This is a genomic window from Actinomadura monticuli, assembly GCF_041463655.1.
Lineage (GTDB): Bacteria > Actinomycetota > Actinomycetes > Streptosporangiales > Streptosporangiaceae > Spirillospora > Spirillospora monticuli.
The window spans coordinates 253,336-267,951 of sequence record NZ_JAXCEI010000003.1 but is presented as its reverse complement, the minus strand read 5'-3'; the positions used below and the strand labels follow the sequence as shown (position 1 = coordinate 267,951).

At 73.2% G+C, this 14,616-nt stretch carries 11 protein-coding genes; 5 read left to right on the top strand and 6 right to left on the bottom strand.

Annotated features, from left to right (window positions below; all coding sequences use genetic code 11):
- Positions 1–13 precede the first annotated feature (13 nt).
- Positions 14–1,105: an ATP-dependent DNA ligase gene (locus tag SM611_RS07785; protein WP_371948361.1), complete on the top strand. Its 1,092-nt coding sequence runs from the start codon at positions 14–16 to the stop codon at positions 1,103–1,105.
- Positions 1,106–1,174: 69 nt separating this feature from the next.
- On the opposite strand, the gene SM611_RS07780 is transcribed toward SM611_RS07785, so the two are convergent.
- On the bottom strand, positions 1,175–2,872 hold the full coding sequence (locus tag SM611_RS07780; RefSeq protein WP_371948359.1) for an alkaline phosphatase D family protein: 1,698 nt from the start codon (positions 2,870–2,872) through the stop codon (positions 1,175–1,177).
- Between the two features lie 218 nt (positions 2,873–3,090).
- Here SM611_RS07780 and SM611_RS07775 point away from each other — a divergent pair, with 218 nt between their 5' ends.
- Positions 3,091–5,472: a HelD family protein gene (locus SM611_RS07775; protein WP_443112128.1), complete on the top strand. Its 2,382-nt coding sequence runs from the start codon at positions 3,091–3,093 to the stop codon at positions 5,470–5,472.
- Here the strand turns inward: SM611_RS07775 and SM611_RS07770 are convergent.
- Positions 5,455–6,192, bottom strand: a complete 738-nt coding sequence (locus SM611_RS07770; protein ID WP_371948355.1) for a FadR/GntR family transcriptional regulator — start codon at positions 6,190–6,192, stop codon at positions 5,455–5,457. The genes SM611_RS07775 and SM611_RS07770 overlap by 18 nt on opposite strands.
- Before the next feature lie 196 nt (positions 6,193–6,388).
- On the opposite strand from SM611_RS07770, the gene leuA reads away from it, so the two are divergent.
- On the top strand, positions 6,389–8,182 hold the full coding sequence (gene leuA / locus SM611_RS07765; protein ID WP_371948354.1) for a 2-isopropylmalate synthase: 1,794 nt from the start codon (positions 6,389–6,391) through the stop codon (positions 8,180–8,182).
- 91 nt (positions 8,183–8,273) lie between these two features.
- On the opposite strand, the gene SM611_RS07760 is transcribed toward leuA, so the two are convergent.
- Entirely contained in the window at positions 8,274–8,465 is a 192-nt protein-coding gene (locus tag SM611_RS07760) for a DUF4236 domain-containing protein (RefSeq protein ID WP_371948353.1), read from the bottom strand.
- A gap of 211 nt (positions 8,466–8,676) precedes the next feature.
- Here SM611_RS07760 and SM611_RS07755 point away from each other — a divergent pair, with 211 nt between their 5' ends.
- Positions 8,677–10,653 carry a Xaa-Pro dipeptidyl-peptidase gene (locus SM611_RS07755; RefSeq protein WP_371948351.1) on the top strand — a complete coding sequence of 659 codons (1,977 nt, stop codon included), beginning with the start codon at positions 8,677–8,679 and terminating at the stop codon, positions 10,651–10,653.
- Positions 10,654–10,763: 110 nt separating this feature from the next.
- Here the strand turns inward: SM611_RS07755 and SM611_RS07750 are convergent, their stop codons facing one another.
- Positions 10,764–11,849, bottom strand: a complete 1,086-nt coding sequence (locus SM611_RS07750) for a DNA polymerase domain-containing protein (protein WP_371948349.1) — start codon at positions 11,847–11,849, stop codon at positions 10,764–10,766.
- Positions 11,850–11,934: 85 nt separating this feature from the next.
- Here SM611_RS07750 and msrB point away from each other — a divergent pair, with 85 nt between their 5' ends.
- Positions 11,935–12,336, top strand: a complete 402-nt coding sequence (msrB, locus tag SM611_RS07745; protein ID WP_371948347.1) for a peptide-methionine (R)-S-oxide reductase MsrB — start codon at positions 11,935–11,937, stop codon at positions 12,334–12,336.
- 91 nt (positions 12,337–12,427) lie between these two features.
- Here the strand turns inward: msrB and hemQ are convergent, their stop codons facing one another.
- Positions 12,428–13,126, bottom strand: a complete 699-nt coding sequence (gene hemQ / locus SM611_RS07740) for a hydrogen peroxide-dependent heme synthase (protein WP_371948345.1) — start codon at positions 13,124–13,126, stop codon at positions 12,428–12,430.
- On the bottom strand, positions 13,083–14,555 hold the full coding sequence (gene hemG / locus SM611_RS07735) for a protoporphyrinogen oxidase (protein ID WP_371948344.1): 1,473 nt from the start codon (positions 14,553–14,555) through the stop codon (positions 13,083–13,085). The genes hemQ and hemG overlap by 44 nt, the downstream gene beginning before the upstream one ends.
- Positions 14,556–14,616 lie beyond the last annotated feature (61 nt).

Sequence of the window (14,616 nt, the reverse complement as noted above, 5' to 3'; positions counted from 1 at the left end):
CAAGATGGGGGGCATGGACCTGCCGATCAGCCCGCCGCTGCCGCCGATGCTGGCCAAGGCGGTCAAGACCATGCCCAAGGGCGACCTGCTGTACGAGCCGAAATGGGACGGCTTCCGCTGCATCGTGTTCCGCGACGGCGACGAGGTGGAGCTGTCCAGCCGCGGCGAGAAGCCGCTCACCCGCTACTTCCCCGAGCTGGTCGAGGCGGTGAAGCGCGAGCTGCCCGAGCGGTGCGTGGTCGACGGCGAGATCGTCCTGCCGAAGGGGACGCGCCTCGACTTCGACGGCCTCCAGCAGCGCATCCACCCGGCCGCGTCGCGGATCAAGCTGCTGTCGGAGGAGACGCCCGTGTCGTTCGTGGCGTTCGACCTGCTGGCCCTCGGTGACGAGTCGCTGCTGGAGGTCCCGCTCGGCGAGCGGCGGCGGAGGCTCACCGACACCCTGGCCGGGGTGCGGGCGCCGATCCACGTCACGCCGGCGTCCGACTCCTACGAGCTGGCGCTGCGCTGGTTCGAGGAGTTCGAGGGAGCCGGGCTGGACGGCGTGATCGCCAAGCCGCGCGACACCGAGTACCAGCCCGACAAGCGGGTCCTGTTCAAGGTCAAGCACGAGCGCACCGCCGACTGCGTGGTGGCGGGCTTCCGCTGGCACAAGTCGGGCCCCATCGTCGGGTCGCTGCTGCTCGGGCTCTACAACTCCGAGGGCAAGCTCCAGCACGTGGGGGTCGCGGCCTCGTTCACCATGAAGCGCCGGGCCGAGCTGGTCGAGGAGTTGCGGCCCTACCGGCTGGAGGACCTCTCCGAGCACCCCTGGTCGGAATGGGCGAGCCAGACCGAGGCGACCGTCGACCGGATGCCGGGCGCGATCTCCCGCTGGACGGGCAAGAAGGACCTCAGCTGGGTCCCGCTGCGCCCCGACCTGGTGGTGGAGGTGGCCTACGAGGCGATGGAGGGCGACCGGTTCCGGCACACGGCCCGCTTCCGCAACTGGCGTCCCGACCGCACGCCGCGGTCCTGCACCTACGAGCAGCTGGAGGTGCCGATCGCCTACGACCTGGCCGACATCTTCGGCGGCGGAGCGACGAACGCGCGGGCCGACCGCTGAGCCCGCGGGCCGGGCGCGGCGGCGTGCCGCGCCCGGCCCCCCGGCCGCGGTGGGGCCGGGGCGCGCAGGTCAGGGCTGGGTCTCGTTGTCGATGGTCTCCTGGATGAGGTCCCGCTCCGACTGGGCGGTCATCTTCGCCGACGCGAACGGCCGCAGGTAGGTCTGGTTGACGCCGGGGACGCGGTCCTCGATGACGAACGTCGCCTTGGTGGAGACGGCGGCGCCCGGCGTCCGGACGGTCGGCAGCGTCTTGAAGTCCGCCTTCATCTCGTCCTTGCCGATCGTCGTCAGCACGTAGCCGCGCTGGTTGTTGTAGAAGCGCAGGTGCGGGTTGATCCTCAGGAAGGGGTGGGCGGCGGGGTCGGAGTCCGCGCCGTCGCCGGTGCTGGTGATGGACGTGCACACCAGCTCGGAGCCGACGGTCCTGGAGCCGGGGTCGTCGTAGTCGGCCTTCAGGTCGCTCGCCCAGTGGGCGTGGACGTCGCCGGTGAGCACGACCGGGTTGCGCACCTCGGCGTCCAGCCAGCCCTGGGTGATGCGGTCGCGGGACGCGACGTAGCCGTCCCAGGCGTCCATCGAGGTCTTCTTGACGGGCCCGTCGGTGTTGTCGCGCTGCGCGAAGAACACCTGCTGGCCGAGGACGTCCCAGCGGGCGCGGGAGCGGCGGAAGCCGTCCAGCAGCCACGCCTCCTGCCGGTCCCCGGTGATGGAGCGCTTCGGGTCGACGGCCTCGGGGCAGTCCTTGTAGCCGTCGCCGCAGCCCTGGTCGTCGCGGAACTGGCGGGTGTCGAGCATGTGGAAGGTGGCGAGCCTGCCCCACCGGACGCGCCGGTAGATCTGGATGTCCGGCCCCTTCGGGACGGAGCGCCGGCGCAGCGGCATGTTCTCGTAGTACGCCTGGAACGCGGCGGCGCGGCGCGCGCGGAACTGCTCGTAGGACGGGGTGTCGGAGTTCGCCTCGGGGATGTCGTCCGCCCAATTGTTCTCGACCTCGTGGTCGTCGAAGACGACGAGCCAGGGCGCCGCCTCGTGCGCGGCCTGGAGGTCGCGGTCGGACTTGTACTGGGAGTGCCGCAGCCGGTAGTTCGCCAGCGTGACCGTCTCGGGGCCCTCGTGGTCGCGGACGTTGCCGCCCGGGATGGTGTAGACGCCCTTCTTGTACTCGTACTGGTAGTCGCCCAGGTGCAGGACCAGGTCGGGGTGCTCCTCGGCGAGCCGCCGGTAGGCGGTGAACCAGCCGTGCTCGAACTGGCTGCACGAGACGAACGCCATCGCGAGGGCGGGGCCGAAGGCGGCGGGGTGCGGGGCGGTGCGCGTCCGCCCGGCCGGGGAGACGTGCGTGCCGGCGCGGAACCGGTACCAGTACTCGCGGCCGGGGCGCAGGCCGTTCAGCTCGACGTGCACGGAGTGGGCGCTCTGCGGGCGTGCGGCGGCGGTGCCGCGCCGTTCGATCCGGCGGAAGCGCTCGTCGGAGGAGACCTCCCAGCTCACGGGGACGGTGCGGGCGGGCATGCCGCCGAGGCCGTCCTCGGCGAGGGGGTTCAGGGCGAGCCTGGTCCAGAGGACGAACCCGTCCGGCTCGGGGTCGCCGGACGCGACGCCGAGGGTGAACGGGTCGCCGGGCAGCGGGCGCGGCCCGGCGGCGTGCGCCGGGGCGGGGACGAGTGTCGCGGCGGCGCCGGCGGCGGTGGCGAGACCGGTCGTGACCAGGAACGTGCGCCGGTTCAGAGGGTGTGCGGAGTCGGCCATGGAGGTCATGGAGGTCATGGAGGAGCGACCTTTCGGAGGGATCCGGCAGTGATCGCCGGAAAGCCTCACGAAGACCGGTGGCCGCGGAGCACCGCGCGGATGACACCCGCCCCAACAAGAACGATCTTTTGGGCGGCGGCAGAAGATCATGCGGCGCGGAGGAAAGGATGCTAGGCTGGCGACTTACGACTTGCGCACAACATACCTAACCCTATGACTAGGAGTGTAGCCGAAGCATGGGACTCCGTCAAGCGGACGCTGTCAACCCCGACCACGAGAATTCCGCGCCGATGCGCGCGGAACAGGCGTACGTGTCCCGCGTGTACGCGCGGCTCGACGTGGAGCGGGCGAAGGCGGAGGCCGCGCTGCGCGAAGGTCCGGCGGCGGGCGGCGGCTCCGCGTTCCAGGCGCGGGTGGAGAGCGCCGTCGCGACCGACGAGGCGGCCCGCCGCCTCGCCCGGCTCGGCGGCGTCGAGAACGGCCTGTGCTTCGGCCGGATCGACCACCGGGCCGGCGCCGACGGCCCCGGCGACACCTTCTACATCGGCCGCGTCGGCCTCCGCGACGAGGACCACGAGCCCATCCTGATCGACTGGCGCGCCGCCGCGGCCCGGCCGTTCTACACCGCCACCCCCGGCGCGCCCGGCACCCTCGCGCGCCGCCGCCACCTGCATCTGCGGCACCGCGAGGTCGTCCGGCTGGACGACGAGGTCTTCGACCTGGAGGGCCTGGACGAGTCGGAGCGGGGCGGCATCGTCGGCGAGGCCGCCCTGCTCGCCACCCTCCGCCGCGGCCGGACGGGCCGGATGAGCGACGTGGTCGCCACCATCCAGGAGGAGCAGGACCAGGTCATCCGCTCGGGACTGCAGGGCGTGCTCGTCGTCCAGGGCGGCCCCGGCACCGGCAAGACGGTCGCGGCCCTGCACCGCGCCGCGTACCTGCTCTACACGCACCGGGACGTCCTGGAACGGCGCGGCGTACTCGTCGTCGGCCCGAACGCCACGTTCCTCCGCTACATCGAGCAGGTCCTCCCCGGCCTGGGCGAGACCGACGTCGCCCTGGCCACGGTCGGTGAGCTCTATCCCGGCCTCAAGGCGACAGCGCGGGAGACGCCCGCGGTCGCCGTCATCAAGGGCGACCTCCGCATGGCCGACCTCGTGCAAGCGGCCGTGCACGATCGGCAGCGCGCGCCCTCTGACGGCCTCCACATCGACGTGGAGGGCCTCACCCTCGTCGTGGACGCCGAACGGTGCGCGCAGATCCGCGACCGTGCGCGCGCTCTGCGCCTCCCCCACAACATCCAGCGGCGGCGCTACGTCCACGACATGCTGGAGGCCCTCGCCGTCAACCGGGCCGAGCAGTACGACCGCATCATGGACGAGCCCCTGGAGGAGATCGCCAAGTCGGGCGGTCTGCCGGACTGGCTCCAGGAGCTCATCGACGAGGCCGAGGACGAGCCCCTCCTGGACGAGACCGACCTCCGTCTCGCCAAGGAGGCCCTCTGGCAGGACCCCGCCGTCCACAAGGCCCTCAACGAACTCTGGCCCGAACTGACGCCGCAGCGGCTCCTGAGCGACCTGTACGCCTCCCCCGGCACCCTCGCCCGCCTCGGCTCCCAGCTCGGCCTTCCCGACTGCGCGCTGCTGCACCGTCCGTCCGGCTCCCCGTGGACGGTGTCCGACGTCCCCCTCCTCGACGAGGCCGCCGAGCATCTGGGCACGGACGACGCGGCCGGCCGGGCGCGCCGGCGTGCCGCCGACGCCGCGCAGGCCGAAGAGGAGCGCTACGCCCGCGAGGTCATCGAATCGGCCGGGACCACGAACCTGCTCTCCGCCCGCGACGTGATCTCCGCGCGCGACCTGGCCGACCGCCACAACGACGACGGCCCGCCCCTGACCACCGCCCAGCGCGCCATGGCCGACCGCGAATGGGCGTACGGCCACGTGATCGTGGACGAGGCGCAGGAACTGTCCGCGATGGCGTGGCGCACGGTGATGCGCCGCGTCCCGACCCGTTCCCTCACCGTCGTCGGCGACATCGCGCAGACCGGCAGCGCCGCCGGCGCCGCCGACTGGGGGCAGATGCTCGACCGCTACGTGCCGGGCCGCTGGCGCGAGCAGCGCCTGCTGGTCAACTACCGCACCCCGGCCGCCATCATGCGGGTCGCCGCCGACGTCCTCGCCGCCGTCGACCCGGGGCAGACCCCGCCCGTACCGGTCCGCGACGACGGCCCGCCGCCCGCCGCGCTGGCGCTGCCGATCGCCGAGCTGCCGTCCCTGGTCCGCTCCGAGCTCGCCCTCGTCACCGGCGACGTCTCCGCAGAGGGCCGCCTGGCCGTCATCGCCTCCGGAGCCCGCCACGCCGCCGTCCTGGACATTCTCCCGGACGCCGCCGCCGGCGCCACCCCCGAGGCCCTCGACTCCGCGGTCGTCGTCCTCACCGCCGAGGAGGCGAAGGGCCTGGAGTTCGACTCCGTCATCGTCGTCGACCCGGCCGGCATCCTCGCCGAGTCGCCCAAGGGCGGGCAGGACCTCTACGTCGCGCTGACCCGCCCCACGCGGCGCCTGACGGTCGTCCACGACGGCGACCTGCCGCCCCTCCTAGCGTCCCTGGAGTAGCGCGGCGAGGGTCCCGGCGAGTTCCCTCTTGATCGTCCGGCCGGCGGCGGCGGGGTCGCCGCCGCGGACCGCCTCGACCAGGGCGGCGTGGGCGTCGCGGCCGTGGGCGGTGTCGGACGCGCGGACGTCCACCAGGGTGACGAGGTCGAGGAGGCCGTCGCGCAGGACGGGGACGAACTCGGCGAACAGGTCGGCGAGGACCGGGTTGTGCGCGGCGGCGACGACGGCGGTGTGCAGGGCGATGTCGGCGTCGATGAACGCCTCGACGGCAGGGCCGGCGAAGGCGTCGTCGCGGGCGGCGAGGGCCCGGTCGAGGGCGGCAAGGTCGGCGTCGGTGCGGCGTTCGGCGGCGAGTTCGGCGGCGCGGACCTCCAGCATCATGCGTATCTCGTAGACGTCGGCGACGGAGGCGCGGCGGAGGCGGGCGGGCCAGTCCTCGTCCGGTTCCGTCGCGACGACGAACACGCCCGCGCCCTGCCTCGGCTGGACGAGGCCCGCGCCGGCCAGGGCGCGCAGGGCCTCGCGGACGGTCGAGCGGCCCACGCCGAGCTCGCGGGCGAGGGTCGTCTCGCCGGGGAGCTTCGTCCCGACCGGCCAGGAGCCGCCGGCGATCTGGTCGCGGAGGCGCTCGGCGGCCTGCTCGACGAGCGGGCTGGGCCGGAGCGGGCCGAGCGGGGCCCGGCGTTCGCCGGGTGGCGGGGTGGCGCTGGCGGGCGGCATGCGGGGTCCTTCGCGGTGGGCGGGCGGTCAGGATATCTCGCACTCAGCTTGTCTGAGGAGCTGAGGTGTGGTTGGGTTGCGGTCATGTCGTGGCGCGCCCTCCTCCTCGGTCGCCGCGGCGGGGCCTGATCCGACCGGCACCCCGCCGCGGGGTCCGGTGCTGCCGGTCGTCCGGCGACCACGAGGACACGCTCCGATGAACTTCCCGACCCTGAACACCCCGTCCGGTCCGGCGACCGGGCCCTCCTGGAACCCACAGCGCGGCAGTTCGATGCCGTTCCACCGGTACCGGTCGGTCCACGACCGCGTCCCTTCGCCCGTCCCCGAGGTCGAACGCACCTGGCCGTCCCGGCGCGTCGAGGAGGCGCCGCTGTGGGTGCCCGTCGACCTGCGGGACGGCAACCAGGCACTGGCCGAGCCCATGGACACCGCGCGCAAGCGCCGCATGTTCGACCTCTTCGTGGCGATGGGCTTCAAGGAGATCGAGGTCGGCTACCCGTCGGCCAGCCAGACCGACTTCGGCTTCGTCCGGCACCTGGCGGAGGCGGGCGTGCCGGACGACGTGACGCCCGTCGTGTTCACGCCGGCGCGGCGCGAGCTGATCGAGCGGACGTTCGCGTCCGTCGAGGGGCTGCCCCGGGCGGTCGTCCACCTCTACACGGCGACGGGCCCGGTGTGGCGGGACGTCGTGCTCGGGTCCGACCGGGCCGGGGTGAAGCGGCTGGTCCTGGACGGGGCGGCCGACGTGGCGCGCCTCGCCCGGCCGGGGGTGCGCTTCGAGTTCTCCCCCGAGACGTTCAACTTCACCGAGCCCGACTACGCGCTGGAGGTGTGCGACGCGGTCGCCGGCCTGTGGGACGCCTCCCCCGACCGCCCGGTGATCCTGAACCTGCCGGCGACCGTCGAGATCGCCACGCCGAACGTGTACGCCGACCAGATCGAGTACATGCACCGGAACCTGGCGCGGCGGGACGCGGTGATCCTGTCCGTCCACCCGCACAACGACCGCGGGACGGGCGTCGCCTGCGCGGAGTTGGCCGTGCTGGCGGGCGCGCAGCGGGTAGAGGGGTGCCTGTTCGGCAACGGCGAGCGGACCGGTAACGTCGACCTCGTCACCCTCGCCCTGAACCTGCACGCGCAGGGCGTCGACCCGCGGATCGACTTCTCCGACATCGACGAGATCCGCCGCACCGTCGAGCACTGCAACCGGCTGCCCGTCCACGAGCGGCATCCGTACGGCGGCGACCTGGTCTACACGGCGTTCTCCGGGACGCACCAGGACGCGATCGGCAAGGGCATGGCCCTGCACGCCCGCCGCGCCGCGGAGACGGGGACGCCGCGGGAGGAACTGCCGTGGGACGTCCCGTACCTGCCGATCGACCCCGCCGACGTGGGACGCGGGTACGAGGCGGTCATCCGGGTCAACAGCCAGTCCGGGAAGGGCGGCATCTCCTACCTGCTGCGCACCGGGTACGGCCTCGAACTGCCGCGCCGCCTGCAGATCGAGTTCTCCCAGGTCGTGCAGCGGGCCACGGACGGCAGCGGGGAGGAGGCCACGGCCGAGGAACTGTGGGACCTGTTCCGCGCCGAGTACCTCGACCCAGCCGGACCGGTCTCCGTGGTCCGGTGGCGGACGTCCAGCACGGGCCCGGCGCGGCACGACTTCACCGGCGTCATCCGCGTGGACGGCGACGAGCGCGAGCACACCGGGACCGGCAACGGCCCCATCGACGCGCTCGCCGATGCCCTGGCGTCCGCCGGCATCAAAGTGGACGTCCTCCAGTACGCCGAGCACGCGGCGCGTCCTGGCCGGGGCCGTTCCGTGGGGACGGCGCCCCAGGCCGACCGGCGGGCGAACGACGCCATGGCGGTCGCCTACGCGGAATGCCGGGTCAACGGGGTGACGTCCTGGGGCGCGGGCCGGGACACGTCCGTGCTGACGGCGTCAGTGGAGGCCGTCCTGGCCGCGGTGAACCGCGCGAAGCGCTAGCCGCCCACCCGGTGCGTCGACCTGCGGCGAGTTGTTGTTATGGGCGCCCCCGAAACAACAACTCGCCGCAGATCAACGAGGGGGCACCGCACTAGCGGCGCCGGCCGAGCGAGCGCCGCCAGGACAGGCCCGTTCCGGGAATCCGGAACGTCACCTGGCGGCGCCCGTCCGCCGAGCGGGTGTAGCGGGCGCCGCGCGCGCCGACGCTGTGCCCGACGCCCTTCTTCGACAGGTTGATGCGGAACGGTCCCATGCGGATTGCTTTTCGATAGCTCCATCCCATGCGGGCGGGGATGCCCGGGGAACGCGCGGGGCATCCCCGGCCCCCGTTCACGGACAGCCCGAGACCACGGTTTCGGTCGGACCGGAGGACGCAAGGGCAGGAGGTGACCAAATTCCGTCCGAGTCCGTCGTGCGCCGACCTTTACCGCGCCCCCGGGGGCGAGGAACGTGTGCCTCCTAGAGATCATTTTCCCAGCTCCCGGAGGTGCGGGTTGGCCAGGCGACCCCTGAGACGGACCCGGCGGACGGTCGCGGCGGCCGCGCTCACGAGCGCGGCGCTCGCCGGTGCCGGCGGCGGCGCGACCGCGCTTGCCCAGCCGTCCCCGAAGATCGTGGTGAAGGACGGCGTGACCCAGCCCGTCTTCTCCTACGAGGACGCGATCCGCGAGCACGTCTACGTCGAGTCGGCCGTGGACAGCGACCGGGACGGCAAGAAGGACCGCGTCAACGTCGACATCATCCGGCCCGCGGAGACCGAGCACGGCCTCAAGGTCCCGGTGATCATGGACGAGAGCCCGTACTACGACAACGCGGGCCGCGGCAACGAGGGCGAGCTGAAGACCTACGACGCCGCCGGGAACCCGGTGAAGTTCCCGCTGTTCTACGACAACTACTTCGTCCCGCGCGGGTACGCGTTCCTCGCCGTGGACATGGTCGGGACGACCCGCTCCGACGGCTGCCCGGTCAGCGGCGGGCCCACCGACGTCCTCGGCGGCAAGGCCGTGGTCGACTGGCTCAACGGCCGCGCCGAGGCGTACCGGCCGGACGGAACCGCGGTGAAGGCCACCTGGACCACCGGCCGCACCGGCATGATCGGCAAGTCCTACGACGGGACGCTCGCCAACGGCGTCGCCGCGACCGGCGTCGAGGGGCTGGAGACCATCGTCCCCATCTCGGCGATCAGCAGCTGGTACGGCTACAGCCGCATGAACGGCGTCAAGTACTGGACGGACGAGCAGCCGTGGCTCGCGAGCTATGTCGACACCGACCCGCCCGAGAAGTGCGCCGCCGTCAACGCCGGACTGGACGAGGGCGAGGACGACGCCACCGGCAACTACAACGCCTACTGGAAGACCGCCGACTACCGGGACGGGACGATCGCGCGCGCGTCCCGCGTCCGCGCCAGCGTCTTCGCCGCGCACGGCGTCAACGACCTCAACGTCAAGGACGACCACTTCGCCGAATGGTGGCAGGCCCTCGCGCGGCGCGGCGTGGAGCGCAAGGTGTGGCTGTCGCAGCGCGGCCACGTCGACCCGTTCGACACCCGCCGGGACGCGTGGGTGGACACCCTGCACCGCTGGTTCGACCACGAACTGCAGAAGATCCCCAACGGCATCATGCGGGAGCCGCGCGCCGACATCGAGACCGGCCCGGACCAGTGGATCACGCAGCCCGACTGGCCCGCCCGCGACGCCCGCGACCTCGTCCTGCGCCCCGGCCCCGGGGGAACCCTCGGCCTGGACCGCGCACCCCGCGGCGCGACGGCCGCGTTCGCCGACGCCCCCGGCCCGCGCGGCGAGGGCTACTCCGAGAGCGCGATGGTCTCCGACCCGACGGCGTCCCAGCCGTACCGGACGGCCTTCGTCTCCGGCCCGCTCCCCCGGACCGGACGCCTCTCCGGCACCCCCGACGCCCATCTGAAGATCAAGCTCGACGGGCCGACGGCCAACCTGACCGCCCTCCTCGTCGACTACGGCGACGACACCCGCGTGAACTACCTCGGCTCCGGGTCCGGGATCTGGACCCTCGCCACCGAGGACTGCCATGGCGAGAGCACGCCCGCCGACGACGCCTGCTACAAGCAGACGGAGGTCACCACGGTCGCCTCACCCGTGAACGTAGTCGCCCGCGGCTGGCTCGACGCCCAGAACGACCGTTCGCTGAGCCGGCCGAGGCCCTTGCGGCCCGGCCGGTTCCACACCGTCCGCTGGGAGACGCTCAGCCAGGAGTACCTCCTCAAGAAGGGCCACCGCCTGGCCCTCGTCCTCGCCGGCACCGACGCCGACTACAACACCGAGACCCCCACCGGCGCCCAGGTCACCGTGGACCTGCGCGGCACCTCGATCACCATCCCGGTGACCGCCGCCGCCGACGACCCGGCCGCGCTCGTCGCGCCGCCGAAGCGGTCCGCGACCTGGCGGGGACCAGCGGAGGTCACCCTGCCCGTCCAGGAGCGGGAGCTGTACTGACGGGGCCGGCCCGCCGCCCGGAACACCGGCCGGCGGGCCGCGCCGCCTTCGGATCAGATCGACCTGACGCTGTTTCCCATCACGGTGCGGCAGCGCGCATTCCCGCCGGGTCAGGCGCGGTTGTCGGTGTCCTTGCTGGGCTGGACGCGCTTGGGCTCGCCCGGCATCTTCGGGTAGTTGGGCGGATACGGCATGTCGCCCAGGCCGTGGTCGTTCTCGTCGCGGTCGGCCATGTCGAGGAGGGTGTCCAGGGTGAAGGACTCGTCGTCGATGGACGCGTGCAGGTCGCCCAGCTCCGCGAAGCGGGCCGGCATGGTGGCGATGGTGAAGTCGCGGGGGTCGACGTCGGGGAGCTCGTCCCAGGTCACGGGGGCGGAGACCGGGGCGTGCGGCGCCGGGCGGACGCTGTAGGCCGACGCGATCGTCCGGTCGCGTGCGTTCTGGTTGAAGTCGATGAAGATCTGCTCGCCCCGCTCCTCCTTCCACCACCGGGTGGTGACCTCGGCGGGGGCGCGGCGCTCGACCTCGCGGCCGAAGGCCAGGGCGGCGCGGCGGACCTCGGTGAACGTCCAGCGGGGCTCGATGCGGACGTAGATGTGCACGCCCGCCTTGCCGGACGTCTTGACGTACCCCGTGTACCCCAGCTCGGCCAGCAGGTCGCGGGCCGGGCCGAGGGCCACCCGGACGGCGTCGGAGAAGTCGGTGCCGGGCTGCGGGTCGAGGTCGATGCGCAGTTCGTCGGGGTGGTCGACGTCGCCGTCCCGGACGGGCCAGGGGTGGAAGGTGAGGGTGCCGAGGTTCGCGGCCCAGGCGATCACGGCGGGCTCGGTCGGGCAGACCTCGTCGGCGAAGCGGCCGCTGGGGAAGGCGATGCGGGCCGTCCGCACCCAGTCGGGCGCGCCCTTCGGGACGCGCTTCTGGTAGAACGCGTCCGACCTGCCGGCGCCCATGCCGGCCTGGCCGCGCGCGTAGTCCTCCCGGGTGGCCATCTTGGCGCCCTCGAAGACCCCGGCGGGCCAGCGCTCCAGCGTCGTCGGACGGTTCCTGGTCGCGCGGAGGATGCCCTCACCCACGGCCAGGTAGTACTCCACCAGCTGCCGCTTGGTGTAGCCGGGCTCCGGAAAATAGACCTTGTCGGGATTGGTCACCTTGACGAGCCGATCCCCGACCGGGATCTCGATGAAGGGCGAGGCCATGACTGCACGTTAACCCAGGTGTACGACAGAACCCACGTGCACGGGACAGTCCGCCGGGACGGCACCGCCGGGTATTTTCGGAGGCATGGAGAAGATCCGCAAGAGCGAGGACGAGTGGCGGGCGCAGCTCAGCCCCGAGGAGTTCCGCGTGCTGCGCGAGGCGGGCACGGAGAAGCCGTTCACCGGCGAGTACACCGACACGAAGACGGTCGGCGTGTACCGGTGCCGCGCCTGCGGGACGGAGCTGTTCCGCTCGGACACCAAGTTCGAGAGCCACTGCGGCTGGCCGTCGTTCTACGAGCCGGCGGACTCCGACAAGGTCGTCCTGATCGAGGACCGCTCGCTCGGCATGGTCCGCACGGAGGTCCGGTGCGCGGTGTGCGACTCCCACCTGGGGCACGTGTTCCACGGTGAGGGCTACGCCACCCCGACCGACGACCGCTACTGCATCAACTCGATCTCGCTGACCCTCGAACCCGCCGAGTAGCCGAGCGGCCGGCCCGCCAGGGCACGGCGGCGGCGAGCCGTCCGCCGTGCGCCGTGCGCCGTGCGCCGGGCGCCGGGCGCCGGGCGCCGGGTCAGGCCAGGTTGGCGACCAGTTCGGCAACCGGCTTGCGGCGGCCGGTGTAGAACGGGATCTCCTCGCGGGTGTGCAGCCGCGCCCTCGCGCCCCGCAGGTGCCGCATCAGGTCGACGATGCGGTGCAGCTCGTCGGCCTCGAACGCGAGCATCCACTCGTAGTCGCCGAGGGCGAACGCCGACACGGTGTTGGCCCGCACGTCGGGGTAGTCGCGCGCCATCTTCCCGTGCTCGGCGAGCATCGCGCGGCGCTCCTCGTCCGGCAGCAGGTACCACTCGTAGGACCGGACGAACGGGTACACGCACACGTAGCCGCGCGGCTCCTCGTCGGCCAGGAACGCGGGGATGTGGCTCTTGTTGAACTCGGCCGGGCGGTGCAGCGCCATCTGCGACCACACCGGCTCGCTAGCGCGGCCCAGCGCCGTCCGGCGGAACCGGGTGTAGACCTCCTGCAGGTCGTCGGACGTGGGCGCGTGCCACCAGAACATGTAGTCGGCGTCCGCGCGCAGGCCGGCGACGTCGTAGGCGCCGCGGGTGGTGACGTCTTTCTGGGCGGCCTGGTCGAGGAGGTCCTGCACCTCGGCGGCGTCCTGCTCGCCGAGCGTGCCGGGCTTCGCGACGCGGAAGACCGACCACATCGTGTAGCGGATGACGTTATTGAGTTCGCGTGCCTTCGGCTTGCCCGCCGGCTCGGTCATGTCCTGCTCCTTCTCGACTGCGCAGATGGTCCAGCACCCGGGTCGCGGCCGCGCGCGCCGAGGCGATGCACGCGGGGATGCCGAGGCCGTCGTAGGCGGCGCCCGCGACGGCGAGTCCCGGCGTCCCGGCGACCGCGGCCCGGACCTTGGCCACGCGGTCGGCGTGGCCCACGTTGTACTGCGGGAGGCCGCCGCCCCACCGGGTCACCCGCGTCTCGGCGGGCAGCTCGGTGGCGCCGCAGGTCGCGGCGAGCTCGGCCATGGCGGTGGCGGTCAGCTCCTCGTCGGGCCGCTGGAGCGTGTGCTCCTCGCCGAACCGCCCGATGGAGCAGCGCACCACGATGACGCCGGGGTCACGGTCGCGCAGGTGGGGCCATTTTACCGAGCTGAACGTGACGGCCTTGACCCCCCGGCCGCCGCGCGCCGGGTCGCTCTCCACGCCGGGGACGAGGTAGCCGCTGCCGTCCGGAAGGCGCGGGAACGCGGTGGCCCGGTAGGCGAGCGTGATGATCGCCATGCTGGCGTACTCGATGCCGGCCAGCTCGCGGGCGGCGGCGGGCGCCTCCTGCGCGAGCAGCCGGGACGCGGGGGCGGCCGGCACCGCGACGACCACGGCGTCGGCGTCGAGGTACTCGGGGTCGCGGGTCGGCCCGATCGTGAGCCGCCAGCCGTCCTCGCGGCGGCGCAGCTCGCGCACCATCGCGCCGGTGCGGACCGTTCCGCCGGCGGCGGCGATGCCGTCGGCCACGAGGGGCGGGAGCGCGCCGAGGCCGTCGGGCAGCGTGGCGAACACGGGGCCGGGGTCCTTGGGCGCGGCGTCCCGGATGCCCTGGACGGCGTTGATCAGCGAGCGGTGGCCGCGCGCGGCGGCGGCGACGGCGGGCAGCGTCGCGTCGAACGACAGCAGCTCGACCCGGCCCGCGTACACGCCGCCGAGCAGCGGCTCGACGAGCCGGTCGACGACCTCGCGGCCGACGCGGGCGCCGATGAAGTCGGCGACGGACACGTCCCCGCCGCGCCGCGTCTCCGGCAGCACGAGGTCGAGCGGGACGCGCGCGAGGCCGGCCGGCGACAGCACCTGGGAGGCGGCGAGGGCCTTCAGGTCGGACGGGACGCCCATGACCTGGCCGGACGGGATCGCGCGGAGCGCGCCGCGGCTGAGGATCGCCGAGGAGGTGGTGCCGGGGTTCACGAGGTCGGCGGAGCGGCCGAGGTCGCGGACGAGGTCCATGCCCTCGGGGCGGCGGGCCAGCATCGACTCGGCGCCCTCGTCCACCGGGACGCCGGCGATCTCGCTGACGCGCAGCTTCCCGCCGATCTGGGGGGAGCCTTCGAGCACGGTCACCCGCACGCCGTCCCGCGCGAGCGCGTGGGCGGCGGCGAGGCCCGCGATGCCGCCGCCGACGACGACGGCGTGGGACGTGGTCATGTCCTCCACCTTTCCAGACGTCCCGCCGGATCGCGCACCGGGGCGGCCGGAGCGGCGAGAG

What these genes read in the sequence shown, in the direction of transcription:
- SM611_RS07785 (WP_371948361.1), top strand. Translation starts at nt 14, where the DNA reads ATGGACCTGCCGATCAGCCCGCCGCTGCCGCCGATGCTGGCCAAGGCG.
- SM611_RS07780 (WP_371948359.1), bottom strand. Translation starts at nt 2,872, where the DNA reads ATGACCTCCATGACCTCCATGGCCGACTCCGCACACCCTCTGAACCGG.
- SM611_RS07775 (WP_443112128.1), top strand. Translation starts at nt 3,091, where the DNA reads ATGGGACTCCGTCAAGCGGACGCTGTCAACCCCGACCACGAGAATTCC.
- SM611_RS07770 (WP_371948355.1), bottom strand. Translation starts at nt 6,192, where the DNA reads ATGCCGCCCGCCAGCGCCACCCCGCCACCCGGCGAACGCCGGGCCCCG.
- leuA (WP_371948354.1), top strand. Translation starts at nt 6,389, where the DNA reads ATGAACTTCCCGACCCTGAACACCCCGTCCGGTCCGGCGACCGGGCCC.
- SM611_RS07760 (WP_371948353.1), bottom strand. Translation starts at nt 8,465, where the DNA reads ATGGGATGGAGCTATCGAAAAGCAATCCGCATGGGACCGTTCCGCATC.
- SM611_RS07750 (WP_371948349.1), bottom strand. Translation starts at nt 11,849, where the DNA reads ATGGCCTCGCCCTTCATCGAGATCCCGGTCGGGGATCGGCTCGTCAAG.
- msrB (WP_371948347.1), top strand. Translation starts at nt 11,935, where the DNA reads ATGGAGAAGATCCGCAAGAGCGAGGACGAGTGGCGGGCGCAGCTCAGC.
- hemQ (WP_371948345.1), bottom strand. Translation starts at nt 13,126, where the DNA reads ATGACCGAGCCGGCGGGCAAGCCGAAGGCACGCGAACTCAATAACGTC.
- hemG (WP_371948344.1), bottom strand. Translation starts at nt 14,555, where the DNA reads ATGACCACGTCCCACGCCGTCGTCGTCGGCGGCGGCATCGCGGGCCTC.